General features: G+C 63.8%; 33 protein-coding genes and 2 tRNA genes. 30 read left to right on the forward strand and 5 right to left on the reverse strand.

Annotated features, from left to right (window positions below):
- Positions 1-156: 156 nt before the first annotated feature.
- On the reverse strand, positions 157-423 hold the full coding sequence (locus HB681_RS18400) for a hypothetical protein (protein WP_213956304.1): 267 nt from the start codon (positions 421-423) through the stop codon (positions 157-159).
- The gene (locus HB681_RS18405; RefSeq protein WP_213956306.1) at positions 420-1,163 is read right to left on the reverse strand and encodes a LexA family transcriptional regulator; all 744 of its coding nucleotides are present in this window, start codon (positions 1,161-1,163) and stop codon (positions 420-422) included. The genes HB681_RS18400 and HB681_RS18405 overlap by 4 nt, the downstream gene beginning before the upstream one ends.
- 83 nt (positions 1,164-1,246) lie before the next feature.
- Between HB681_RS18405 and HB681_RS18410 the strand changes: the two genes are divergently transcribed.
- The 14 genes from HB681_RS18410 to HB681_RS18475 all read left to right on the forward strand — a co-directional run bounded on the left by HB681_RS18410 (position 1,247) and on the right by HB681_RS18475 (position 6,468).
- Complete coding sequence (locus tag HB681_RS18410) at positions 1,247-1,510, forward strand: YdaS family helix-turn-helix protein (RefSeq protein WP_213956307.1); 264 nt, start codon at positions 1,247-1,249, stop codon at positions 1,508-1,510.
- On the forward strand, positions 1,511-1,693 hold the full coding sequence (locus HB681_RS18415; protein WP_213956308.1) for a hypothetical protein: 183 nt from the start codon (positions 1,511-1,513) through the stop codon (positions 1,691-1,693).
- Positions 1,694-1,717: 24 nt separating this feature from the next.
- Complete coding sequence (locus HB681_RS18420) at positions 1,718-1,993, forward strand: hypothetical protein (protein ID WP_213956309.1); 276 nt, start codon at positions 1,718-1,720, stop codon at positions 1,991-1,993.
- Positions 1,990-2,262, forward strand: coding sequence for a hypothetical protein (locus HB681_RS18425; protein ID WP_213956310.1), 273 nt, complete (start codon positions 1,990-1,992; stop codon positions 2,260-2,262). The genes HB681_RS18420 and HB681_RS18425 overlap by 4 nt, the downstream gene beginning before the upstream one ends.
- 3 nt (positions 2,263-2,265) lie before the next feature.
- Positions 2,266-2,688 carry a hypothetical protein gene (locus HB681_RS18430; protein WP_213956311.1) on the forward strand — a complete coding sequence of 141 codons (423 nt, stop codon included), beginning with the start codon at positions 2,266-2,268 and terminating at the stop codon, positions 2,686-2,688.
- A gap of 3 nt (positions 2,689-2,691) precedes the next feature.
- Positions 2,692-3,594: a hypothetical protein gene (locus HB681_RS18435; protein WP_213956312.1), complete on the forward strand. Its 903-nt coding sequence runs from the start codon at positions 2,692-2,694 to the stop codon at positions 3,592-3,594.
- The gene (locus HB681_RS18440) at positions 3,591-3,803 is read left to right on the forward strand and encodes a hypothetical protein (RefSeq protein ID WP_213956313.1); all 213 of its coding nucleotides are present in this window, start codon (positions 3,591-3,593) and stop codon (positions 3,801-3,803) included. The genes HB681_RS18435 and HB681_RS18440 overlap by 4 nt, the downstream gene beginning before the upstream one ends.
- A gap of 20 nt (positions 3,804-3,823) precedes the next feature.
- Positions 3,824-4,096 carry a hypothetical protein gene (locus HB681_RS18445; RefSeq protein ID WP_213956315.1) on the forward strand — a complete coding sequence of 91 codons (273 nt, stop codon included), beginning with the start codon at positions 3,824-3,826 and terminating at the stop codon, positions 4,094-4,096.
- The gene (locus tag HB681_RS18450; protein WP_213956316.1) at positions 4,093-4,527 is read left to right on the forward strand and encodes a hypothetical protein; all 435 of its coding nucleotides are present in this window, start codon (positions 4,093-4,095) and stop codon (positions 4,525-4,527) included. Before HB681_RS18445 ends, HB681_RS18450 begins: the two co-directional genes overlap by 4 nt.
- Positions 4,524-4,814: a hypothetical protein gene (locus HB681_RS18455; RefSeq protein WP_213956317.1), complete on the forward strand. Its 291-nt coding sequence runs from the start codon at positions 4,524-4,526 to the stop codon at positions 4,812-4,814. The genes HB681_RS18450 and HB681_RS18455 overlap by 4 nt, the downstream gene beginning before the upstream one ends.
- Positions 4,811-5,140, forward strand: coding sequence for a hypothetical protein (locus tag HB681_RS18460; protein ID WP_213956318.1), 330 nt, complete (start codon positions 4,811-4,813; stop codon positions 5,138-5,140). The genes HB681_RS18455 and HB681_RS18460 overlap by 4 nt, the downstream gene beginning before the upstream one ends.
- Positions 5,137-5,505 carry a hypothetical protein gene (locus HB681_RS18465; protein WP_213956319.1) on the forward strand — a complete coding sequence of 123 codons (369 nt, stop codon included), beginning with the start codon at positions 5,137-5,139 and terminating at the stop codon, positions 5,503-5,505. The genes HB681_RS18460 and HB681_RS18465 overlap by 4 nt, the downstream gene beginning before the upstream one ends.
- A gap of 94 nt (positions 5,506-5,599) precedes the next feature.
- Positions 5,600-5,941, forward strand: coding sequence for a hypothetical protein (locus HB681_RS18470; RefSeq protein ID WP_256735005.1), 342 nt, complete (start codon positions 5,600-5,602; stop codon positions 5,939-5,941).
- Positions 5,942-5,955: 14 nt separating this feature from the next.
- Positions 5,956-6,468: a nuclease domain-containing protein gene (locus HB681_RS18475; RefSeq protein WP_213956320.1), complete on the forward strand. Its 513-nt coding sequence runs from the start codon at positions 5,956-5,958 to the stop codon at positions 6,466-6,468.
- Here HB681_RS18475 and HB681_RS18480 read toward each other — a convergent pair.
- Entirely contained in the window at positions 6,450-6,848 is a 399-nt protein-coding gene (locus HB681_RS18480; protein WP_213956321.1) for a hypothetical protein, read from the reverse strand. The genes HB681_RS18475 and HB681_RS18480 overlap by 19 nt on opposite strands.
- A gap of 164 nt (positions 6,849-7,012) precedes the next feature.
- Between HB681_RS18480 and HB681_RS18485 the strand changes: the two genes are divergently transcribed.
- Complete coding sequence (locus HB681_RS18485) at positions 7,013-7,816, forward strand: hypothetical protein (RefSeq protein ID WP_213956322.1); 804 nt, start codon at positions 7,013-7,015, stop codon at positions 7,814-7,816.
- Entirely contained in the window at positions 7,803-8,342 is a 540-nt protein-coding gene (locus HB681_RS18490) for a PIN domain-containing protein (protein WP_213956324.1), read from the forward strand. Before HB681_RS18485 ends, HB681_RS18490 begins: the two co-directional genes overlap by 14 nt.
- Before the next feature lie 26 nt (positions 8,343-8,368).
- Here the strand turns inward: HB681_RS18490 and HB681_RS18495 are convergent, their stop codons facing one another.
- Positions 8,369-8,983, reverse strand: coding sequence for a hypothetical protein (locus HB681_RS18495; RefSeq protein WP_213956325.1), 615 nt, complete (start codon positions 8,981-8,983; stop codon positions 8,369-8,371).
- A 598-nt stretch (positions 8,984-9,581) separates the two neighbouring features.
- Here HB681_RS18495 and HB681_RS18500 point away from each other — a divergent pair.
- Positions 9,582-9,657, forward strand: a tRNA-His gene (locus HB681_RS18500).
- A gap of 6 nt (positions 9,658-9,663) precedes the next feature.
- Positions 9,664-9,740 (forward strand) — tRNA-Met (locus tag HB681_RS18505).
- A gap of 227 nt (positions 9,741-9,967) precedes the next feature.
- Here the strand turns inward: HB681_RS18505 and HB681_RS18510 are convergent.
- Positions 9,968-10,198 (reverse strand): hypothetical protein, encoded by a 231-nt coding sequence (locus tag HB681_RS18510; RefSeq protein WP_213956327.1) that lies wholly within the window; start codon positions 10,196-10,198, stop codon positions 9,968-9,970.
- A gap of 443 nt (positions 10,199-10,641) precedes the next feature.
- Between HB681_RS18510 and HB681_RS18515 the strand changes: the two genes are divergently transcribed.
- The 12 genes from HB681_RS18515 (at position 10,642) to HB681_RS18570 (ending at position 22,212) form a co-directional block, all read left to right on the forward strand.
- Positions 10,642-11,160, forward strand: a complete 519-nt coding sequence (locus HB681_RS18515; protein WP_213956328.1) for a hypothetical protein — start codon at positions 10,642-10,644, stop codon at positions 11,158-11,160.
- Positions 11,153-12,628 carry a terminase family protein gene (locus HB681_RS18520; RefSeq protein ID WP_213956330.1) on the forward strand — a complete coding sequence of 492 codons (1,476 nt, stop codon included), beginning with the start codon at positions 11,153-11,155 and terminating at the stop codon, positions 12,626-12,628. The genes HB681_RS18515 and HB681_RS18520 overlap by 8 nt, the downstream gene beginning before the upstream one ends.
- A 31-nt stretch (positions 12,629-12,659) precedes the next feature.
- Entirely contained in the window at positions 12,660-13,145 is a 486-nt protein-coding gene (locus HB681_RS18525) for a hypothetical protein (RefSeq protein ID WP_213956331.1), read from the forward strand.
- Entirely contained in the window at positions 13,145-15,556 is a 2,412-nt protein-coding gene (locus HB681_RS18530; RefSeq protein ID WP_213956333.1) for a hypothetical protein, read from the forward strand. Before HB681_RS18525 ends, HB681_RS18530 begins: the two co-directional genes overlap by 1 nt.
- 20 nt (positions 15,557-15,576) lie before the next feature.
- Positions 15,577-16,245, forward strand: a complete 669-nt coding sequence (locus HB681_RS18535) for a DUF2829 domain-containing protein (RefSeq protein ID WP_213956335.1) — start codon at positions 15,577-15,579, stop codon at positions 16,243-16,245.
- Positions 16,246-16,256: 11 nt separating this feature from the next.
- Positions 16,257-16,472, forward strand: coding sequence for a hypothetical protein (locus HB681_RS18540; protein ID WP_213956336.1), 216 nt, complete (start codon positions 16,257-16,259; stop codon positions 16,470-16,472).
- Positions 16,473-16,502: 30 nt separating this feature from the next.
- Positions 16,503-17,441 carry a hypothetical protein gene (locus tag HB681_RS18545; protein WP_213956337.1) on the forward strand — a complete coding sequence of 313 codons (939 nt, stop codon included), beginning with the start codon at positions 16,503-16,505 and terminating at the stop codon, positions 17,439-17,441.
- Positions 17,438-17,647 carry a hypothetical protein gene (locus HB681_RS18550; RefSeq protein ID WP_213956338.1) on the forward strand — a complete coding sequence of 70 codons (210 nt, stop codon included), beginning with the start codon at positions 17,438-17,440 and terminating at the stop codon, positions 17,645-17,647. The genes HB681_RS18545 and HB681_RS18550 overlap by 4 nt, the downstream gene beginning before the upstream one ends.
- Positions 17,648-17,729: 82 nt before the next feature.
- Positions 17,730-18,755, forward strand: coding sequence for a LysR family transcriptional regulator (locus tag HB681_RS18555; RefSeq protein WP_213956339.1), 1,026 nt, complete (start codon positions 17,730-17,732; stop codon positions 18,753-18,755).
- A 211-nt stretch (positions 18,756-18,966) separates the two neighbouring features.
- Complete coding sequence (locus tag HB681_RS18560; protein WP_213956340.1) at positions 18,967-20,265, forward strand: porin; 1,299 nt, start codon at positions 18,967-18,969, stop codon at positions 20,263-20,265.
- 296 nt (positions 20,266-20,561) lie between these two features.
- Positions 20,562-21,686: a N4-gp56 family major capsid protein gene (locus tag HB681_RS18565; RefSeq protein WP_213956341.1), complete on the forward strand. Its 1,125-nt coding sequence runs from the start codon at positions 20,562-20,564 to the stop codon at positions 21,684-21,686.
- 76 nt (positions 21,687-21,762) lie between these two features.
- Positions 21,763-22,212 (forward strand): hypothetical protein, encoded by a 450-nt coding sequence (locus tag HB681_RS18570; RefSeq protein ID WP_213956342.1) that lies wholly within the window; start codon positions 21,763-21,765, stop codon positions 22,210-22,212.
- The last annotated feature ends 73 nt before the right edge of the window (positions 22,213-22,285 follow it).

Below are 22,285 nucleotides of genomic sequence, written 5' to 3' on the forward strand. Positions count from 1 at the left end.
TAAGCTAGATGAAAATTACCTTCAATATTTAGCCGGAGCCGTGCGTTACTGGCATGTAAAGTTGTCTCACCGCTGAGACACACGAGCAGAAACAAAAAGACCCGCGTTCTGCGGGTCTTTTCAATAGGCCGTTGGGCCAGCGTTGTAGTTACACAATCACTCGCATCTGAACTGGATCTCTGCCGAGGCGTAGTTCCAGCCCGAGTCCTTCGATTCGGAGTTCACCGGGACCACTTGCTTGCCTGACTGCGCGCAGTATTTCGCCGCGTCGGCGTAGAGCTCGGCCTTCACGGTGCCGCCGCTATAGGTGAAAGCACCGCCTTGCTTCGAGGCCATATACATGCCGCTGCCGATCGGCACGACGCCGGTGCTGGCACAGCCAGCGAGAGCCGCAGCTGCGGCCAGGATTGCGAGTGCTTTCATGCGAATCCTCCAGGGCCGGCGCGATGGACGATGCGGCCCAAAATCGTGATGGATTGAGCGACCTCGGGGGTCACTGTCAGCGGACCATGGGCCGGGTTGTCGGCCTCGATGCGCAAGCCGCCGCCAGGCAGCCGGAAGAGGCGACGAATGCGGTCGCCCCCGTCGTAATAGATTGCGTATGCCTTCCCATCAACCACTGTTGTCTGCGACGTGTCTACCACGCATTTGTCGCCTGGCCAGATGCTTGGCCGCATGCTGTCATCCACTACTTTGATGTAGCCCAGCTTGTTAGGTTGAAGTTGGTCGGCCCTGATCCAGTCGGTATCAAAGGTTTGGTGTTGGTGTTGCACGAAAAGGATTGTTACCTGAGCTCCTCCTGACCGTCGACTGATTTCCACAGTCAGCCGAGGAATAAACACGCTCGCGCCGTCGGGTAAATCGCCGGGGTAGTTCCAAGAGAGTAGTGGCGCGCCAGTGACAGCTGGCGCCACGGTGAATGTGCTACCGGAGTGGTCGATGTCGAGCCATCCAGGCTCCTTGCCACACCGCTCGTCTATATAGCGCGCTGTCTCGCTGCGCATCCCCCTTGGCTTGCCGGTCCCCGAATTGATGGACCCTTGCTTCCACTGGCTTACCTGCGACTCGTCCTTCTCCAGTCGCTCGGCCAGCGCCTTGAGCGAACCCATTTCTTTCTCCAGCAGGGCGATGTTCGCCCGGCGTATGTCGTCGATAAGTTTCATGGCCGGAGTGTGCGTTTGCTGGCTAATTTCCTAAATTAGCCTAAAGCTAGGTATGCCTGGAGCTTTAGGCTAAACTCGCCGCCATGAAGCTCAAACCATACCTTGACGCAGAGGGGAAGGGTGCTGCCACCCGCCTCGCGACCGCCATCGGCGCCCATGCCCCCGACGTGTCGGATTGGGCCAACGGGAACCGGCCCATCCCCCCTTTGCGCGCGACCGCCATCGAGAAGGCCACGAAGGGGAAAGTCATGCGCTGGGACTGTCGCCCCGACGACTGGCACGAGCACTGGCCCGAGCTCGCGCGCAAGAAGAGCGCGCCCCCGGTCCCGCAGCGCGTCGAGGTCTGAATGGAAGTCAAGCCCATCAGCGCCCTCACGCGCGCCGAAATCTGCGACCTCGCCACCCACGCGGCTGAACGCGGGGAGCGCATCGAAGACGTGAATCCATTTCCCGAGTGGACGCGCAACCACGTCGTTTTCACGAACGCCTTCGTCAAGCGCGAAGCCGTCCTCCGTCCCTTCACCAGCTGACTCCCCATGACAACCGGAAGCGTTATGTCCTTCACCTCCACCGACGGCGACATCCCCATGTTCGCCCGCGCCACCCTCGGCGGCAAACGCACCGCCAAGTGCGAGGCCCGCATCACCGACGACACGAAGTTCGCCCTCGAGCGCCGCGCCCACGAGTTGGGCATGACGGTGAGCGACTTCATCGAGCGACTGCTGACTGTGACGTTGTTCGGCTTGGACCATGTGCTGAGCATCGAGCAGGAGCGCACTAGAAAGGTCATGGGTTTGTCGGCTGATGTGCAGCAGGGCTCGCAGTCGTGAGCCCGCAGCCCCAGCCAGCGATCGGCTCTGTTCGCACGATCTACCTCGAGCAGCCGCGGCCCACGCAGCGCGGCAACGCCCCGCGGCCCGAGCTCTACCAGTGGTGGGAACTGCCCTCCGGCCAGTGCGTCGAGCTCCGGCGCATCGTCGGCCACCACAACCCCGAGGCCGTGGTGCGCAACGTCAATGCCGACGGCGAAATGGCGCCCGGCGAGTACGTGCTGACGCTCCGCTTTCTTGTCACGCACGGCCGCAAGGTCAAGGGGTAAGCGATGGGCACGGTTCCTGACATCTTCACGCCGCGCCCGATCGCACTGGCGCGCGACCACGGCGACCAGTTCAGCGCCGATTTCCTGGCGTACCTGCCCGACAACCTGCACGTGTATCGCGCTTTCATCGGCGAAGCCTTGAAGGTCGCGCGCAAGGGCTTCCAGCACTACAGCGCCCGCACGATCGTGGAAGTGCTGCGCCACAACTCCGCGCTCCAAGAGGCTGACGGCCCGTGGAAGCTGAACAACAACAACACGCCGTATCTCGCCCGGTTGTTCGCGCTGGACTACCCGATGCACGCGGGCTTGTTTGAGTTCCGCGAGGCCAAGGCAGCGCGGCGCATGGAAGCCGCGAACGATCCCGCCATGTCACGCCATGTCACGCCAAGTCACGCCACGTCACAACGCGGTCACGGGAGGGTGTGACTGATGGCCGGCATGGACTGGTTTCGCTGGCATCACGGGTCCGTCACGGACCCCAAGTTCCAGCTGATCGCGCGCCGCTCCGGCGCGTCACTGCCCGACGTGCTCGCGATTTGGGCCTACGTGCTCGAAACCGCCAGCCAGTCGGAGACACGCGGGATGTTCGACACGATCGACGCCGAAGCGCTGGATTGCCTCTTCAACTTCCCCGAGGGCAGAACGTCGCAAGTCCTTGATGCAATGGACGAAAGAGGCGTCATCGACCGCCAGCTGGGCCTTGTTGAAGCATGGGACAAGCGCCAGCCGAAGCGCGAACGCGAGGACGATGGGGCCGCTGAACGCCAGCGCAACAAGCGCGCGCGTGACAAGGCTCTGGCTGGTGTCACGCCACCTGTCACGCCAAGTCACGCCACGTCACGCCAAGTCACGCCTAGAGTAGAGGAGAGTAGAGAAGAAGAGAAGAACCCCCCCACCCCCCCCGAGGGGGGCTCCGTGGGGGGTGTGTCAGCTTCGCCGACCAAAGCCGGGGAAATCTGCCGCGCCATCCGTGCCAAGGGCGTGCAGGGCGTCAACCCGTCGAACCCCGAACTGCTGGCGCTGGTCGACAAGGGCGTGCCGCTCGAAACCTTCGAGGCTGCCGCCGAAACCTGCGTCAAGGCCACCCCGCCGAAGGGCATGGCCTACCTGCTGGGCATCGTGAAGCGCCAGCTGGGCGAGGCCGCTGCCATCGCCTCCGGTGTCGGCATGCCTGCGAAGCCGTGGGACGAATCGCGCTCGAGCATCGAGGCCAAGGGCGTGGAGTTGGGCCTTGGCCTGTGGAACGCCAACGACCTGAGCGCCACCCGCGAGACGTTCGCGACGTACACGGCGCGCGTGCGGCGGGCGGTCGAGGCAATGCAACCGGCATGACCTACCCCATGTCGACCATCGCCCACGCGCTCCTGCGCTCGCAGCGCATCACCCACATCGCCGCCGTGACCGAGCGCCGGATGCTGACCACGCCCGCGCTCGACCTGATCGTGTACCGCGACCAGGTGGCGGCAATGCACGCCGAGTCGCGCCGCAATGCCGAGCTCTTCGCCATCGGTGCCGAACTTCACCCAGCGGCCAACGACTAGCCGCCGCTTCCCTCGCAAGCATGACCACCACCCTGATCCCGCGCCCCGCTGCGCTGCTGAAACTGCTGGCCCATGGGGCACTGACGCACGACGACTGCCTGCGCATCACCGGCTGGCCTGACGACGAATTGAAGACGATCGTGAAGGAGCTCCGCGCCCGCGGTCGCCTCGGCTACCTCATGCAGCCGTCGCCGTCGCGCCGCATGTACCGCCTGGGCCAGCATTCCTCGAGCAAGTCCCGCCGCGAGAAGGCTCGGCGCCTGGCACGCGCGAAGGCGAGGGCCGCAGCATGAAGCGTCGCCGCCACGCTGGCCCGAGCCTGATCGAGCGCGCGTTGATCGAAAAGAAATGGCATGCCACCACCGTGCGCGCGCAGATCCACGCCGTACTCAGCGACAACTCAGACGAGTTCGTGAACGCGGCCGGCCGCATGCTGTTCGTGGTGCTGGGTGCGTTGATTGCCGAAGAGGTCGACCCGGAAATGCCCGAGGTCCGCATCGTGCGCGGCGCCTGCAATGCGCTGTACGAGCAGGCCGGCGAGCCGACCATCACGCCGGAGCGCCGTGCGTCCATCCGTTCCGGGCTCGAGGCATGCGATCGGCTGATCGGCGCCCTCGAGCGCCGGAGCCTGGCTGCCAGCGCCTGCGAGCTCGAGCTCAAGCTGCGCGCCGGGCACCTGTACTGGAACGACTTCGAGCAGTCCATCGAAGGGCTGACCGCATGAGCCGCACCGACCAGATCCTGGCGCACTTGCCCGCGGGCGTGAAGTTGACCAGCAGCGAGCTCGGCAAGCTGATCGGCCTTTCCCCCAGCATCGCCCGCCAGTGGGTTCTCGTGCAGTCCCGCAAGGGCTACATCGAGCAGGCCATCGGCAACGATTGGCCTCCGAAGTACCAGGCCACCGGCCGGGTGCCGAGTGCGCCGAAGGTCACGCCCAACGAAGGCATCACGCAACGCGCCTTGCGGGTCAGCCCCGTGTCGGTGTGGGCGTTGGGTGGACGCGCAGCGTGATCCAGAACCCGGTCGACGCCAACGGCGACCTGATGCTGTTCCCCGGCGCACCCGCGCCGGATCCGGTTGCGCACCGCGCCGGGATGCTCCAGCACCTGATCGCCTGCGCGCGCCAGGACTCCAGCTATGCGCGCTGGCGCGCGGCCGAGCTCGAGCGCGACAACCCCGACTGGTTCGCCGGCTTCCTCACCGAGCTCGACACCGCGATGGCAGTGCACAAGATCCCGCGCCGCGCGCCGTTCATTGACATCCCCAGCCGCTTGCCCGTCCTGGCCAAGGGGCGCCGGGGGCTCCCCAAACGCAAGTTCTTCCACGACACCCTATGAGCGAACTCCACATTTCCGTACCGCTGCGCACCGGCGCCGGCCAGAACGATCGCGAGCACCACCGGGCCCGTGCGCGCCGCGTGAAGGCCGAGCGCGAGGCTGTCGCATGGATGCTGGCCACCCACAAGCCGCCAGTTGGCCAGGTGCGCGTCACGCTGGTGCGCGTGTCGCCTGGCCGGCCGCTGGACGCGCACGACAACCTGCGCGGCAGCCTGAAAGCGCCGGTCGACCAGATCGCCGCATGGCTCGGCCGCGATGACGCCGACCCGTCGATCGACTGGTGCTACGGCCAGCGGCCAGGCAAGCGCGGCAAGCGCGGCAATCAGGGGGAGTGGGCAATCGAGATTCACGTGGTGCCGGTATGAAACTGATCTGGCAGTCCCCCAGCATGTTCTATTGGGCCGGGCTCTACCTCAAGGTCGGCAACAAGCGCTATCGCATCGTCAAGGCGGGCCCGCGTTGACCACGGACGCCGCCCTGATCGACCCGAACAACGCGGTCGACTTCCTGATCGCCGTGGCCGGCAAGTTCGCCGCAGCCAAGTCGGAGCGCGTGTACCTCGAGGAATTCCGCAAGACCAAGAAGGCCCTGCTGATGAACCTGAGCCCCGAACGGTCAGCCGTCGCCCGCGAGCAGTACGCCTACAGCCACCCTGAGTACCAGCAGCTGCTCGAGGGCCTGCGCGCCGCGGTGGAGGCAGAGGAAACCTTGAAGTTCAAGATCATCGCCGCCCAGCTGCGCGTCGAAGTCTGGCGCAGCCAGAACGCCAACAACCGCGGCCAAGACCGCGTGATGCGATGAAGCGCGGCGCCCCCATGAAGCGCACGCCGTTCGTGCGCAACCAGCCGACGGCCGCGGTCAGGCCGGCGCGCATCAAGCCCGTGGCCACGCCGCTGACGCGCCCGGTGCGCTACGCAGATCCGGCGAACGACCCCGGCGCCAGGCTGGCCAAGCCCGAGGCGCATCGAAATCCCTTCCTGCTGTCCATGGCGCGCGGCCAGCGCTGCCTGCTCCAGGTCGCCGGTGTGTGCAACGACGACCCCAGCACCACCGTGGCATGCCACAGCAACTGGAGCGAGCACGGCAAGGCCGGCGCCCGCAAGGCTGACGACCAGTACCACGTCTACGGGTGCAGCGCATGCCATCGTTGGCTGGATCAGGGGCCCGCGCCGGCCGGAGAGAAGCGCGAGCGCTTCATGGCAGCCCACAGCTGGATCGTGCTGATCTGGCGCGACATCGTGGCTGGCATGGTCCCCGCCACCCCCAAGGAGCGCGCTGCGGCGCGGTGGGCCCTCGACCGAACCAGGGTTCAATCGTCGTTGGGATGAAACCCCGTTGTCACGCCGGGTGCTCGCATGCGCTCGAGCGCGGCATATCCCGTCTCGTGATCCACGATGCACCACCAGGTCTGCAGGCACTCGATCGCCGAACTCTTCGCCCCTTTGAACAGCAGCTCTTTGCCCTCGACCATGATCCCGCCTTCCTTGATCTGCACCACGCGCGCCCAGTGCAAATCGTGTGTCAGGCTGTGCTCAAGCCTACGCGGGTCGAGCAGCTTGGCAACCATCGCCCGAGGGCCGAAACGGTGGCGTGCTTCGGGCTCGACGCGCCGAAAGTCGAGAAAACCTTTGAAAGCGTTGCCCTCAAGGATTTGGGTGCGGCTCAGCCAGCAGCCGCGAAAGCGCAAAAGATAGACGACGCAGAACACTGGATAAGCATACAGTGTTGCAAGGCAACGCCAAAGCTGGCGCGAACAGGTTGCGGGCCGCGATGGATCAAGCCGCCCATGCCTTCGACGACTGACGTGGCGATCCCACATCCGGGTTAGGTAGACGTACCCGGCGGCCCAGTGGAAGGTAGACTGGTTTGACTATGAGCGCGCGATTTAGATTGACGTTGAAGGGCGATGAGGCTGATGACAGCCTGCGGCTCAGCGACCTCATCGACCAGCTCAATGCGGTGAAAAACACGCTCAATCAGATCGACATGGCGGTGTCTGGTCGAAAGGCGCCTGGCCTGTACTACCGCATCACGGCCCTTTCAATGAACAGCCCGGCCACCATTGAAGTCGAGGCGGTCGCGTCTAAGAAGAGCCTACCCAACTACGGACGGAAGGTCGTCTCGAAATTTCAACGGGACTTGAAGTCAGTTATTCGAGGAAAGCGTCCAAAGGATGCTGGGCTAGACCTGATGGACTCCTATAAAGGACTAGCGCATCCGCAGCGCGGTCATGTAGCCGGCATGTCGATTCAATTCGAGAAAGAGAATATTGAGGTTCCGCGCAACCTTGATATGAAGGTTGATGAGATTCTTGGCCCAGACCAGACGGAATTAGGGTCGATCGTTGGCAGTCTGGAGGTTATCAATATTCACAATCAACGCAATGAGTTCAAAGTTTTTCCAATTGTTGGACCTGCGAGTATTAAATGTAGATTTCCTTCTGCGAAACTTGGAAGCGCACTTGCAGGGATAAATCACTTTGTGCGAATTACGGGTACCTTGCACTACAAAAGAGCAGAAAAATTTCCACATTTCGTCCAGGTGGAATCCATTGAAGTTCTGCCAGAGCAATCTGATGTGCCTAAGTTGTCTAGCCTGCGGGGCATAGCAAAGGGCGCCTACGACGGGCTCTCGTCAACTGATTACATTTCCAAGGTGCGGAATGGCGAGTGGTAGGCTAAGGATCTACTGGGACACTGCGCCTCTGATTGCTTGGATTACAGATGAGCGACGGGCGGACCCCGCTGAAATGGACGGTCTGGCTGAAGTTATCGATTTGGTCGATCGGGGGAAGGTGATCCTGATGACATCTGTCTTATGGCGAGCAGAAGTCTTCGATGCAAGCCTCACCGCGGCGCAGAGGCGGCGCGTGGAAGAGGCATTTGAAAGTCGGAGCATTGTGGAGTTGGCAATTGATAGCCGGATCATGTCGCTAACGAGCGAAATCCGTAGTTATCACAAGGCTTCTAAAGCGAAAGACCACCTCAAGAATATTCGAGTGCCTGATGCCATTCATCTCGCCTCGGCAATTCACTATGACGCCGAGGAATTCCACACTTTCGACGGCGCCAAAGTTGGCGGCGCAAAAGGAGGATTGCTTTCGCTCAACGGAAACGTCGCGGGGCATAGATTGAAGATATGTACGCCGAAAGCGAAGCAACTCACGCTCGATCTTGCGAAGGCTGAAGAGGACGCGGAGTAAGGCTAGGGCAATTGCCCGGGCCCCGATCATGCGCTCTTGCGTTTGAATCTCTCCGCAGGCGTCGCCCCACTGCGCTTGACCTTCACCCAATCAGGGGAGCGCACGCCAGGCCGGTACACGCTGTCGAGCCGCTTGGCCACCATGCCCTCGAGCTCCAGCTGGTGCACGGGCCCCTTGAACAGCCAGCGGCCTTCACCCTCACCCTCGAAGCCAGTCACGACCAGGATGCCCGGCGCCCCCTTCGAGAAGAGCGCGATGAGCGCCGGCTTGCGCTCGGATAGGGGCAGCTGGGTGATGTCCCTGCCCTTGTTCACGAGCAGATCGAACACGCAATAGACCACGGCCGGCGCACCGGGGTACCACCGGCGCCTAAGCGCCCGCTGGTGCAGCAGGTCGAAGTCACTGCGCCCCACGTCATCGAGCGCGCATATCTCCCCGTCCAGCACGTATCGACCGGCCGGCAGCGTCTTGCGCAGGCTGTCGACAATCTCGGGGAACCACCGCGAAGAATCGGCGCCGCCCTTGGTGCGCAAGGTGACGACACCGCCATCAATCTCGGCCACGAGCCGGTAGCCGTCGAACTTGATTTCGTACAGCCACCCCAGCTGGTCAAGGTCGAAGGGCCGTTCATCGAGCAGCATGGGTGGGTAGTCGCCGTGAGCCATCGCACGATGATGCCAGTCCCGCGGAAAAGATCGGCAACATCCCGATGGAACTGGTAGTGCATGTCGTAGACGAAAAAGGCCCCGGAATCTCTTCCGGAGCCTTTAGCGCATGGCGCGTCTTACGACGGGTGCCGACGCCAGTGCTGGATCACCGATTCTTCGTTGCCGAAGCGGACGCGGTGATACGACCGGACATGGACCGTCTTGATTTCAGAGGAACTCATGGAGTTCTCCTTTCGCAAGGGTTAACGGCGCGTTCCCTTGCCCCCTCCGATCAAGACCGCATAATGCGGCTTGTGTGTAGCAACACGGGTTGGGCTAGGGCGGTTTCACCGCTCCACCGACCAGAGAAAGCCCGCTTCGGTTCTGCCAGGAACCTGGCGGGTTTTTTCATTGGCGGCGCCATGATACGCAATGCGAAAGCAGCGATTTCCGGGGATGGGTACAACTATTGCGCACCGGCAAAATTGTTGTTTGAGGTCGCGGTGAAGACGTGGTATCGCACCGCAGCGTTTTTCGTCGTGGATCGACCCCCCTTGCGCCACCAGCTGGGGCACCAGCACACTCCGCGCCGGTGCTTGTAGTTCAACGGCCAGAACCCTGGGTTGTGATTCCAGTAGCGGCGGGTTCGATTCCCCCCGAGCACCCCAAATCAATGCGTGGTAGCTCAGTTCGGTAGAGCAGCGGGTTCATACCCCGAAGGCCGCTGGTTCAAATCCAGCCCTCGCAACCAGTCACGCGACCCCCATTGCGACACACACCATCAGGCTGCAACACTTGCCGCCGCGCGATGCCCGCGATAGCCCGACTTGGACGGGTCTGGTCAGGGCCAAATGACCGGGAACCTTTCACCCGCACGGAGCGGGGTCCACAGATCCGTATGGCGCGGAATACTGATTCCGCCGACCCTGTGCCAGAGCAGGCCGCGGCGCCCCTTTGGGGGCGCTTGTCGTTGGGGGCTCAGTAGTCGAAGAATTGAGCCCTGATGTGCGCACCTGCATTCCCGCCCGCATTGCCGTAGGCGTCCCCGATCGTGGCGCATGCGTCGACAACGGACATGGTGTACGTCCACAAGGCATCAGACAGATCCGTTTCGCCGGGCGGAAGCAACTCAAGCTTGATAGCCAGTGCAGTAAAAAACTTCGCTGGATCGCGAATGCCGACGGCATCTGAGTCTTCGTCTTCGATCATGGGCGTCTCCAGCACTCGGGTGTGACTCCGCGAGTCTGACCTTTTTGCTAGGGGCTGCCTGTCAGTCAATCGCTAGGCGCAAGCTTCGACCCCCCTTGAATCCGCCACACCCCTCGCGTTGAATCGGCAGCTTCATCAGTTGTCTCCGTGAGCCTCCCGAAAGCGAGCTCACTTTCACCCACCGGCTAATCCCCGGTGGGCTTTCTTTGCCAGCCAAGAAACCGTCGCCCGCCCAAAACGCCACCAAGCCCACGAAGGCCAAGGCGAAGCCGTCCCCAAAGGCAACAGCAAAGGCATCGGCGAAGCCTTCTCGCAAGCCTTCACCGAAGACTTCCCCCAAGCCACCAGCCACGAAGTGGCGCGTGGCTTCCCCACCGGCACAAGCAGCCTCTGTAGAACCGGAGCAGACCCCCGACGTACAGCGTCAACCAGGGCGGGCTCTCATGGTCATTCCGCAGCCCGAGCCGCTTACCCCGTGGGAAGAGTTCAAGGCAGCCCTGCCGCAGAGCTTCGACGACTTCATTGCCTTCATCGCCCAAGGTGGGCATATGGCCGGTTTCGCCGGCGAAAGGGGGATCAACTACACCACCCTCCTGAAGTTCATCCACGCCGATCCGTCCCGAAGTGAGATGTACGCGCACGCACGCGAGGACCGTGCTGACGTTTTGGCCGACGAGATTGTGGCCATCAGCGACGAAGCCGAGCTCACCGGGAAGTACAAGGGCGAAGAGTTCGTCATCGGGCTGGACGCGGCAACTGTGAGCCGCAACAAGCTGCGCGTGGACAGCCGCAAATGGGTTGCCTCGAAGCTGCGGCCGCGCGTGTATGGCGAGAAGTTGCAGGTCGACGGCACGGTGAATCACCGCGGCATGTCCGACGAGAAGCTGCTGGAGCGCCTTGCATCGTTCGGCATCCTGGCCAGCCTTACGCCGCAATTGGGGGAGGCGAGCGACGATGCTTGACTTGGCGCCACCGCCGACGCCGCGCGTGCCCGTGCTCGAGCTCGGGCTGCTGACGCACGACCAGAAGCTGGAACTGTCGGGGCTGATCGACGAGCTCGAGCGCCGGCGCAAGACCAGGCTGATTGAGTCCATGTTCCCCGACAAGGGGCCGCTGCGCCGCGAGCTCTACCCGCGGCACCTTGAGTTCTTCCTGTCGGGCGCCATCAACGACGAGCGAGTGTTCATGGCCGGCAACCGGGTCGGCAAGACCGTCGCGGCCGGTACCGAGCTCACGTACCACCTGACCGGGCGCTACCCGCACTGGTGGCAGGGCAGGCGCTTCAAGCGGGCCATCCGCGCCCTGGCCAGCGGCGACACGCACGACACCACGCGGGACATCATTCAGGACAAGCTGCTGGGCGGCACCACCGACGAGAGCCTGTACGGCACCGGGTTGATTCCTGGCGATGCGATCGTGGGCTGGACCAAGCGCATGGGCGTGCCTGGCGCCGTCGAGAAGATCACCGTGCGGCACGTCAGCGGCGAGGACAGCGAGCTATGGCTGCGCAGCTACGTGCAGGGCCGCAAAATCTTCCAGGGCTTCGAGCTCGATGTCTTCTGGCCTGACGAAGAGTGCCCCGAGGACGTGTACGAAGAGGGCCAGGTGCGCCTGCTGACCACGGGCGGCATCAGCATGCTGACCTTCACGCCGCTCAACGGCCTGACGGCGCTGGTGCAGTCCCTGACCAGCAACGACCCCGACAAGCCCGCCCTGAGCCGCGATGTCATCCAGTGCGGCTGGGATGACGTGCCCCACCTGTCCGAGATTGCCAAGGCGAAGCTGCTGTCGAAGCTGATGCCGCACCAGCGCGATGCCCGCACGAAGGGCATTCCCGCGCTGGGCTCGGGCGCCATCTACCCGGTACCCGAGACGGACATCGTTATCCCCGACTTCGCGCTGCCCGACCACTGGCCACGCGCCTACGGGTTCGACGTGGGCTGGAACCGCACGGCTGCCATTTGGGCCGCGCTGGACCGCGAGACGGACACGGCCTACCTCTACAGCGAGCACTACCGCGGCCAGGCCGAGCCGAGCGTGCACACCGCGGCGATCAAGGCTCGAGGCGAGTGGATCCCCGGCGCGATCGACCCGGCCAGCCACGGGCGCCAGCAGGCCGACGGCGAGCAGCTGTTCCAGAGCTACCTCGACCTCGGGCTGGACATCACCAACGCTGACAACGGCGTGGAGTCGGGCATCTACGACACGTGGGAGCGCATGTCGACCGGCCGGCTCAAGGTCTTCAAGTCCTGCCGCAACTGGATCGACGAGTACCGCATCTACCGGCGCGACGACAAGGGAAAGATCGTCAAGCAGAGCGACCACTTGATGGACGCCACCCGCTATCTCGTGAAGACCGGCTTGCAGCTGGCCCGCGTCAAACCCCGCGTGCGCGACGGCGTGCGCCAAGGCTCATGGAGAACCGTGTGAGCCACACCCCAACCACCACCAAGGAGCCCGCATGACGGCATCACTTCTCGGCCCACGCGGCACGCCCTACGTTGAGCTCGGCGGCGAGCGCGCATGGAAGCAGTACACCAAGGGCGACATCGTGTGCTCGCTCCAGTGGATCGACCTCCAGGCGCAAGACCCCGAGTTCCCGGAGGACGGGCCGATCCCGTGCATGGTGATCTTCCATGCCTTCCGCCGCATGGAGACGGGCGCGCACGTCATCCCCCAGCGCTTCGCCTACCTGTACGGCGCACGCGAGGGCAAGCCCACCCCGTACTTCTTCTCGGCCGTGGTCAACGCCTGCGAAACCGTGGGTTTCGACCGCAACGACCGCGCCGCGCAGCACCGGATGATGGATCTGGTCGTGGAAGCGATGCCCGAGCTCATCCTGATGCCCACCCAGCAGCCCAGCGCGCTCGAAATCAAGTCGCACCGCCTCGGCATCGAGGCCACGGTGCGCAACGGCGGCAAGACCATCCACAGCGAGGTGATCTGATGTTCGACGAGCTCGCCAGCACCACCATTGCACCGCCCGCCGAGGGCGAGAAGGTGCAGAACCCGGTCGCCAAGGTCTTCGAGGGCCCGGCCGACCCCAACGACGCCAGCAACGACCCCAAGGCGAAGCACCGGCACCACGTCCTGATGGATCTGCTCGAGTACGAGGCAGAGCGCCAGAGCGAAGAGCGCCAGCAAATGCAGATCGACGAGGACTACTACGACCATCTGCAATGGCGCCCCGAGGATGCGCGCGAGCTCATGCAGCGCGGCCAGGCGCCGCTGGTGTTCAACGAGGCCCGCCAGACCATCGACTGGATCAGCGGCACCGAGAAGCGCATGCGCAAGGACTACAAGATCCTGCCGCGCGAGCCAAACGACGAGCAGGGCGCCGAGCTCAAGGGCAAGCTGGTCAAGTACACCGACGACGTGAACCTCACGCAGTGGCACCACTCGAAGGCGTTCAAGCAGGCAGCCACCGCGGGCCTGTCGTGGATCGAAGAGGGCGTGAACCCCGACCCCGAGCAGGAAATCATCTACAGCGGCATGGAGGACTGGCGCAACGTCTACCGCGACAGCCACAGCCGCAACATCGACATGAACGTCGATGCCCGCTACCTGTTCCGCCGCCGCGTGATCGACCTCGACTACGGCATCGCGCTGCTACCCCGCCACGAGGCGCACTTGCGCAACACCGCGGGCCGCATGGGCGACGACGCCGAGACGGATGACATCTGGTACCTCGGCCAGCGCCTCACCGGCGCCAGCGACACCGAATGGTCGACCGCCAACCTGGCCGGCTTCGGTGAGCGCACCGCGTACATGGCGCGCAACGGCTACTTCGACTACAGCCGCCGCCGCTCCGTCGAACTGCTCGAGTGCTGGTACAAGGTGCCCGAGCGCGTGAAGGTGTTCGCCGGCAACGGGTTGCAGGGCAAGGTCGTGAACCCGCAGGATCCGCGGCACGCCGAGGCCATCGCCCAGCGCGCGCCGACCTATGAAGCCGTGAAGATGCGCATGCGGCTCATGATCGCGACGAAGTGGGCGCCGCTGGTCGACATGGCCAGCCCGTTCGCGCACAACCGCTTCCTGCTGACCCCGATCTACGCCTACCGCCGCGCCCGCGACGGCGTGGCCTACGGCCCGATGCGCGGCATGCGCGACATCCAGGACGACCTCAACAAGCGCCGCTCCAAGGCCCTGTTCGCGCTGAGCTCGAATCGCATCGTGATGGAAGACGGCGCGGTCGAAGACATCGAGGATCTGCGCATCGAGGCCGCGCGCCCCGACGCCGTGATCGTGAAGCGCCCGCAGCGCGAGCTCCGCTTCGAGAAGCCCATCGGCGACTACCAAGGCAACCTCGAGCTCGCCGCGCAGGACAGCCAGCTGATGCGCAACGTCGGCGGCGTGACGAACGAGAACCTTGGCCAGGACACCAACGCGCAGTCGGGCAAGGCGATCGGCCTCAAGCAGGATCAGGGCAGCCTCACCACCGGCGAACTGTTCGACAACTACCTGCTGGCCAAGCGCCAGGCCGGGCGCCTGCGCCTGTCGCACATCGAGCAGTTCTGGACCGAGCAGAAGGCCATCCGCATCGTGGGCGACCGCAAGCCGATCGAGTGGATCGAGGTCAACAAGATGGACCCCGCCACGGGCCAGATCCTGAACGACGTGACCGCCCGCGAGGCCGACTACCACGTCGACACGCAGGACTACCGCGCATCGCTGGCGCAGGCCGCGCTCGAGCAGATGTTCGACCTGCTGGGCAAGATCGCCGCGTTCGCGCCGCAGGTCGTGCTCAACGTGCTGGACCTTGTGGTGGAGAGCGCCGACCTCAAGGACAAAGAGGAATGGGTGGCGCGGATCCGCAAGCTCAACGGCCAGCGCGACCCGAGCAAGCCGCCGACGCCCGAGGAACAGAAGATCGAGCAGGCGACCATCGACAAGCAGATGGAGGCCGAGCAGATCGCTACGGACACCGCCAAGGCGCAGCTGGCCGAGCTCCAAGCCAAGGTCGACGTGCTCAAGTCGCAGATGAGCAAGCTGGACGTAGACGCCGTTCTCGGGCGCGTCGAAGCTATGTACTCCGCGCTCCAGGCCGCTCAGATCGTGGCCACGACGCCGGGTGTCACGCCCGCGGCCGACGAAATCAGCAAGTCGGCAGGGGCGCAGGACATGCACCCCGGCGCCATCCCGCAGCCGCCAACGCTCGCCCAGCAAGTGCTCGACGCCACCGGCAACACCGACCCCATGAACTCGGCAACGGGCAACCCAGCGCAGCCCCTCGAGGCCGGCCCGATGGACGCGGCACCGCCGAGCCCGCTGGACGGCGTGCAGGGCGGCATCGAGACGCCCACCGGCGCCGACAACCTTCCCCCACCAGCTGCTGACGCAGCGATTCCCCCGCAGTGAGCTACGAAAGGCAAGAAGCCATGAGTACCCCCGAAAACAAGGTCATCGTCCCCACCATCGGCCGCAAGGTCTGGTTGTGGATCGACTTGGACGGCCCGCGCCGCTTTGCCATGGAGAACGCGCGGGTCGAAGATCCGGCGCAGGCGCTCGACGCAACCGTGGTCTACGTGCTGCCCGTGAAAGGCGAGCTCGACTACTACTACGTCCGCTTGGCGTACATCGACCACATGGGCGTGCCGGGTACCACCGTTGTCCCGCTGCGCCAGGCCGGTCAAGAGCGCCCGAACGCCCGCGAGTGGGCCGAATGGATGCCCTATCAGGTTGGCCAGGCTGCCAAGGTCTACGACTCGCAGGACTTCCCAGCGCCGAGCCGCGAGGACTTGAAGCCGGGCCCGATCGTGCTGGTGCAGAAGGAGTCGCCGCCGTTCAAGGACACGTGCTCCTTCGGCTGGGCCGTCGAACTGTTGAAGGCGGGCAATAAGGTCGCCCGCGCCGGCTGGAACGGCAAAGGGATGTGGCTTTGCTTGGTCGACTGGAGCCAGTACCAGGTCACGGAGGTCGCGCATCTGGTGCACGACACCCCGCGGCCCCTGCCGTGGATCGGGATGCGCACCGCGGACAACGGTTTCGTGCCGTGGCTCGCCTCGCAGACCGACATCCTGGCCGAAGACTGGACGGTGGTGCTGTGAAGCAGGGCCGCATGCTCATGGCCTTGGCAGCCGGTATCTCCATGGCCAGCATCGCCATGGCCGTGCCCGGCCAGCCCTCCGCGGGCTTCACCCGCGGCTCGCACACCACGCGCCGGCGCATCGACCCCGTGCAGCGCCTGCGCCCCACCAAAGACCTCGAGGTAGCGCGCTGGAACGCCGAGGTCGACCGCCGCAAGGCAGAACGCAAGGGCGCGCGCCGCGCCTGACCACCACCCCAACCATTCAAGGAGCCCACCATGGCACTTTCCGAAGACGACCTCCGCGGCCTGAGCGCCGTTGAACGCGAAACCCTCCTGGCTGCCGAGGCCGACGACACCGACGGCGACATCGCGCAGGAACTGAGCGGCGTGCGCACCACGCCAGTCGCCGGTACCGAGACGAACGACGACGAAGCCGTGACCACGGCCGAGGAAGACGCTGCCGCAGCTGCTGCCGCGACCGCCGCCGCCGCCAAGACCACGCCGGCCGCGGGCGAGGGCGAAGCCGCCGCCACGACCGAAGAGGAAGAGGCCGACACGCGCGTGCGCAACGCACCCGCTGACATCGCCGACCAGCGCAAGACCCTGAACGCGCAAGAGGACGAGTCGATGCAGAAGCTGCTCGACGGCGAAATCACGCAGGAAGAGCACGCCAAGGTCAAGAACGAGGTCCGCGAGAAGCTGGACGCGCTGCTGGTGGCCGAGGCCAGCGACAAGGCCGTGCAGAACCTCGAGCACGCCGCGATGATGAAGCTCTACAACACGGACTTGAAGAGCACCGTTGCACTCGGCAAGGCCGCGGGCATCGACTATCTGGACGGCGACACGAAGAAGCAGTTCGACCGCGCCGTGGTCATGTTCTCCAACGAGTTCGCCGAGCAGGGCATCTACGACAAGCCCGGCAATCTGGTGAACAGCCGCGCCGCGCTGGCCGAGGCCCATGCGTACATGATGCGCCGCGCCGGCAAGGCTGCACCAGCCCCGACGGCGGCGCAGGCCACCGCAGCGGCCGCAGCTGTCCGCCCTGCACCCGATCGCTCGAAGCTGGGCATCACCCTGGCTGCCGTGCCCGCCGCATCCGACCCGCGCATCTCGTCCAAGTTCGCGCACCTCGAGGGCATCACCAACCCGGCGCAACTCGAGCGCGAACTGGCCAAGCTGTCGCCGGCCGAACAAGAGGAATACCTGGGCGCATGACCACCAAGCTGTCGACCTTGATCCGCAACCTCCGCATCGGTGAGCGCTTGTCGTTCGACAACGGGCGCATCGTGCTCGGGTTGGACGGCAACTCGCCGAAGACCGCCCGGCTACGGCTCACGCTGCATGAGGATGTAGTAGTCGACAAACCGCGCGAGGCTGCCAATGACGCTACGGGCGTGAGCCGGAGAATCAATCACAAATGAGCGACCTTGAGGGTTTTACCGCGCGATGCGCCCCCCTTTCACTGTTCTCGGGTGTCGAGGACCTCGGTGCTATAAATTGTGCATGCATGAACAATCCGACAGCGCCGGTGACATTCTTGATCTGAATGACTTGCGGATATTTGCAAGAGTCGCTTCGCTAAGAAATTTTTCCGATGCAGCGGCGACCCTTGGGCTCCACAAAGCCACTGTGAGTCGCAATCTCGCAAGGCTCGAGCGTTATCTTGGCGCTCAACTGATCGACCGGAGCACACGTCAGATTGGGCTGACCCCAGTCGGTCGCGAACTGAACAACAAATGCACAGAGCTGCTCTCGATGGTGAGCGCCGCCACAAGCGGAGCAGAGGGCGCGGGCGCGGTCGAAAAGCGGGAGACGGTTACAGTCAACATTGATGAGCGTCTGGGCGCGGGACTGATAAATAGAGCGCTTCCGAACTTTTTGCTTGAGCAGAGTGCCGTGGATCTTGTGTTGGTACGCTGTAAAGCAAGTTTTATACCTGCATCCGGTGATTTGACAATTGTTGTGGGCTATCCGAGGCCGCTGTCTGTTCCCCTTATCCCAGCAGGCATCCTACCTCGATGCATTTGCGCAGCCCCTTCTTACTTAGCTCGTGGAACCGCTCCGCGAACCTTGGACGAAATGGGTTTGCACGATCTGGTAACCATAGACGGTGACCCAGGCCCCGCAAGTTGGATGTCAGGGGGGCGGCGATTTGACGTAGACCCGTTGGCAGACAAGCCAAGAGTCGTATGTGGGGACCTCGATTCGGCCCGCGAACTTGTGATGGCAGGGGTGGGGATCGGGTGCTTGCCGTGGACTTCCGTCTTGGCGGATGTGCAGGGTGGTCGTCTCGTCCAGTTGCTTGATCACGAGGTCGTCGATCCGATTGACCTGAATGTCGCTTTCTCAGCTCAAGGCAGTCCAAAGCTCTCCGCAATGGCCCTCGTGGAGTCGGTGAAAGCAATGCTCGCCGAGGCGTGCGCGAACTTGGTTGGTGTGAATCATGTGCCGGCGTTGCCGGCTAGTGCGGAACCGGTTGAGCGGGGCGCAGCCGAGAAAGCACCGCCTGTTCGCACGCCCGAAACTTGAGAGGCGCCAGCTGTTGTTGATGCACAACGAATCCTCCTGCCGGTGCCCGATTTAGGCCGAATTCTTTTGCCCTGATGCGGCGCGTCTGGTGCAATAGCGACAACTTCCCAAAAGGAGGTTGGCCCGGGGTCCGGTGGGAGCACAGAAAAGTGCCCAGTCACGGTGAGCCCTCCGCACCGGAGCCCTATGTTTAACCTTGGAGAAACTTGCAATGAAAAAATCCCTAGTTGCTCTGGCTGCCCTGGCTGTTGCTGGCGTTGCCTCGGCTCAGTCGTCTGTCACGTTGTTCGGCGTGGTTGACGCCGCTGTCAGCTACTACCAAACCAACAGCAAATTCGTCGGGTTCGCTGGCACGCCAGTGCTCAACGCGATTGGCACTGGTGACCTGAAGCAAAGCCAATGGCAAATGTCCAACTCGGGTTACAACTCGAGCCGCCTCGGCTTCCGTGGCACGGAAGACCTCGGCGGTGGCTTGGCTGCAAGCTTCTGGCTCGAATCTTCGATCAGCAATGACGACGGCGTCACCGGCGCATCGCAATTCAGTCGTCGTTCGACCGTGAGCCTGTCGGGTGGTTTCGGTGAACTGCGTCTTGGCCGTGACTACACGCCCACGTTCTGGAACGACACCGTGTTCGATCCGTTCGGCACCAACGGCGTTGGTACCAACCTGATCTTCTCGATGAGCGCTGGTCCGCGTACGCTGGTTGTCCCTCCAGGTGGCGGTGTGGCCATCAACCGTGGCCTGTTCTCGAACGCCAACTACATTCGCGCCAGCAACTCGGTCGGCTACTTCCTGCCGCCGAACCTGGGTGGTTTCTACGGCCAAGCGATGTACGCCTTCAACGAAGCCATCAAGTACGATCCGGGCACCACGACCCCGAACGTGCTGAACAGCCAACGCACTGGCCGTTATGTCGGTGGCCGTTTCGGTTACGCCAACGGCGGCCTGGACATTGCTGCTGCTTACGGCGAAAGCACGACCGGCGACGACTTCTACGCTGGCCAGACCACCACGGTCAAGACGGCCAACCTCGGCGCTTCGTATGACTTCGGCGTTGTCAAGCTGTTCGGTGAACTGTCGCGCACCAAGAACGACATCGACGTTGACAGCTTCGTGCCGGTCTTCGGCACGGGCTCGTTCAAGGGTGACGGCTACCTGCTCGGCGCTACCGTGCCGGTCGGTCCTGGCCTGATCCGCGTGGCCTACTCGGCGGTCAAGCTGAACTACACCTCGACCCCGACCCTGGCTACGATCGGCCTGGGCACGTTCAACAACTCGGACCCGAAGGCTGACAAGTTCGCCATCGGCTACGTGCACAACCTGTCGAAGCGCACTGCCCTGTACGCAACGGCTGCGTTCGTCAAGAACAAGAACGGCCTGAACCTGAACGCCAACAGCGACTTCACCAAGGGCCCTCAGTTCACGAACACGTTCCTGCTGACCCCCAACGGTGGTTACCAAGCTGACAAAGCCTACGGCTACGACTTCGGTATCCGTCACGCTTTCTGATCTGACGCTGGCTTCCGCCAGTTGAAGTTGAAAGACTCAAGAAGCCACTCGATGAAAGTCGAGTGGCTTTTTTCATTGGCGTGTGCGCATCCCGCAGCGGTTCGCTCGTTTATTTGTAACGGCACTTCGGCAGGCTGACGTTTTGAGGGGTGTTGATTTCCGAGAACCCTGTTGTAGGCTCCTCGTATCGGATCTGCAGACGCATTTGAGTCGGGAGCAGTTCCAGCCTCCGGGGATGTCCCGGTTTCATGCGCAAGACGCGCTACCTCGCCGCAGAGTCGGCATAGGAGCGTGTTATGCGTACCCTCATTGGCGTGGGCGATGTCCAAGCCGTAAAGAAGTGGGCGTCCCTGATGGCTGTGGCCATCAACAAGGCGTCCTACTGGTCCAAAAAATTCGTCGGCGAGGGCAAGGACGCGCGCCTGCCCATCCAGCGCATCGACGACCTTGAATCGGGTGCTGGCGACGAAGTGACCGTCGACCTGCTCATGCCGATGAACATGGAACCGTTGATCGGCGACCAAGTTCTTGACGGCAAGGAACAGCAACTCAAGTATTTCACCGACCGCATCCGCATCGACCAGGTGCGCGGTGGTGCTGACCTCGGCTCGCGCATGACCAAGAAGCGCACCCTGCGCAACCTGCGCCAGGATGCCAAGCGCGTGTCGACCGACTGGTGGAAGCGCCTCCAGGACGAGCTCTACTTCATCTACCTCTCGGGCTCGCGCGGCACGGGCGGCGGTTTCGTGTGGAGCGCCGGCAACCCGATCTTCACGGTCAACCCGCTGACCGCACCGGACACGATGCACCAGATGTACGGCGGCACCGCGACCTCGAAGGCCAGCGTGACCTCGGCCGACACGATGAAGCTGCGCGTCATCGACAAGGCGGTGGCCAAGGCTGAAACCATGGGCGGCGACGGTTCGGATGAACTGTCGATGATCCCGGTGTCGGTCGAAGGCGGCGACCACTACATCGCCCTGATGCACACGTTCCAAGCGGACGCGCTGCGCCAGGACGCTGGCACTGGCGGCTGGCTCGACATCCAGAAGGCTGCCGCGGCTGCCGAAGGTGCCCGCAACCCGATCTTCACGGGCGCCATGGGCATGTACAACGATGTCGTGCTGCACAAGCACCGCAACGTCATCCGCTTTGCGGACTACGGCGCTGGCGCCAACCTGCCGGCCGCTCGCGCCCTGTTCCTGGGCTCGCAAGCTGCACTCGTGGCCTACGGTGACAACGAAACGGGCACCCGCTTCAACTGGACCGAGGAAACGAAGGACCACGGCAACTCCGTTGCCATCGGCACCAACGCGATCATGGGCGTGAAGAAGGCCACCTACAAGTCGAAGGACGGCCAGACCGTTCGCGACTTCGGCGTGACGGCCATCGACACCTACGCGATCGACCCCAACCCCTGATGACCTGACGCCCCGGTGAAAGCCGGGGTGTCGTCGCAGGCTGATCGCCCACCCCCCATCACATCAGGAGTCCACCATGGCCCGTTTCCTCTCCGAAGTGCTGACCGGCAAGAAGCCCGGCCCGCAACCCTACGACGGCAGCGTTCTCCAGCTGCCCGTCACCATCGTGCTGCCGACGGCTGCACTGGCCTCCGGCGACCTGCTCGAGCTCGTCGAACTGCCGCCGTATGTCGACCTGCTCGACTACGACATCTTCGCGCCCCAACTGGACAGCAACGGCACGCCGCTGCTGGCCTTCTCGCTGGGCTCGGAAAACGCGGGCCTCACCGACCTGGGCGTGGTCTACGAAGCCGGCTTGATCTTCGGCCGCACCGCCAACGGTTCGGTGTCGCGCGCGGGCTCGGCCAACCAGCTGGCTGCCGACACCACCGTTGCCCGCCGCCTGGCGTTGAAGGTCACGGCCATCGCTGCCACCTGGGCCGGCGCGGGCAAGACCATCACCGCAATGCTGCACCTGCGCGGCTAAACACCGCAGGCCCCGGTAAGTGTGCAAGGGGCTGCAGCGGTGCAGCCCTTTCTTTTTCCCGCCTCCCACCAAC

The sequence above is a fragment of the Variovorax sp. dw_954 genome, assembly GCF_018449755.1.
Taxonomy (GTDB): domain Bacteria; phylum Pseudomonadota; class Gammaproteobacteria; order Burkholderiales; family Burkholderiaceae_C; genus Variovorax.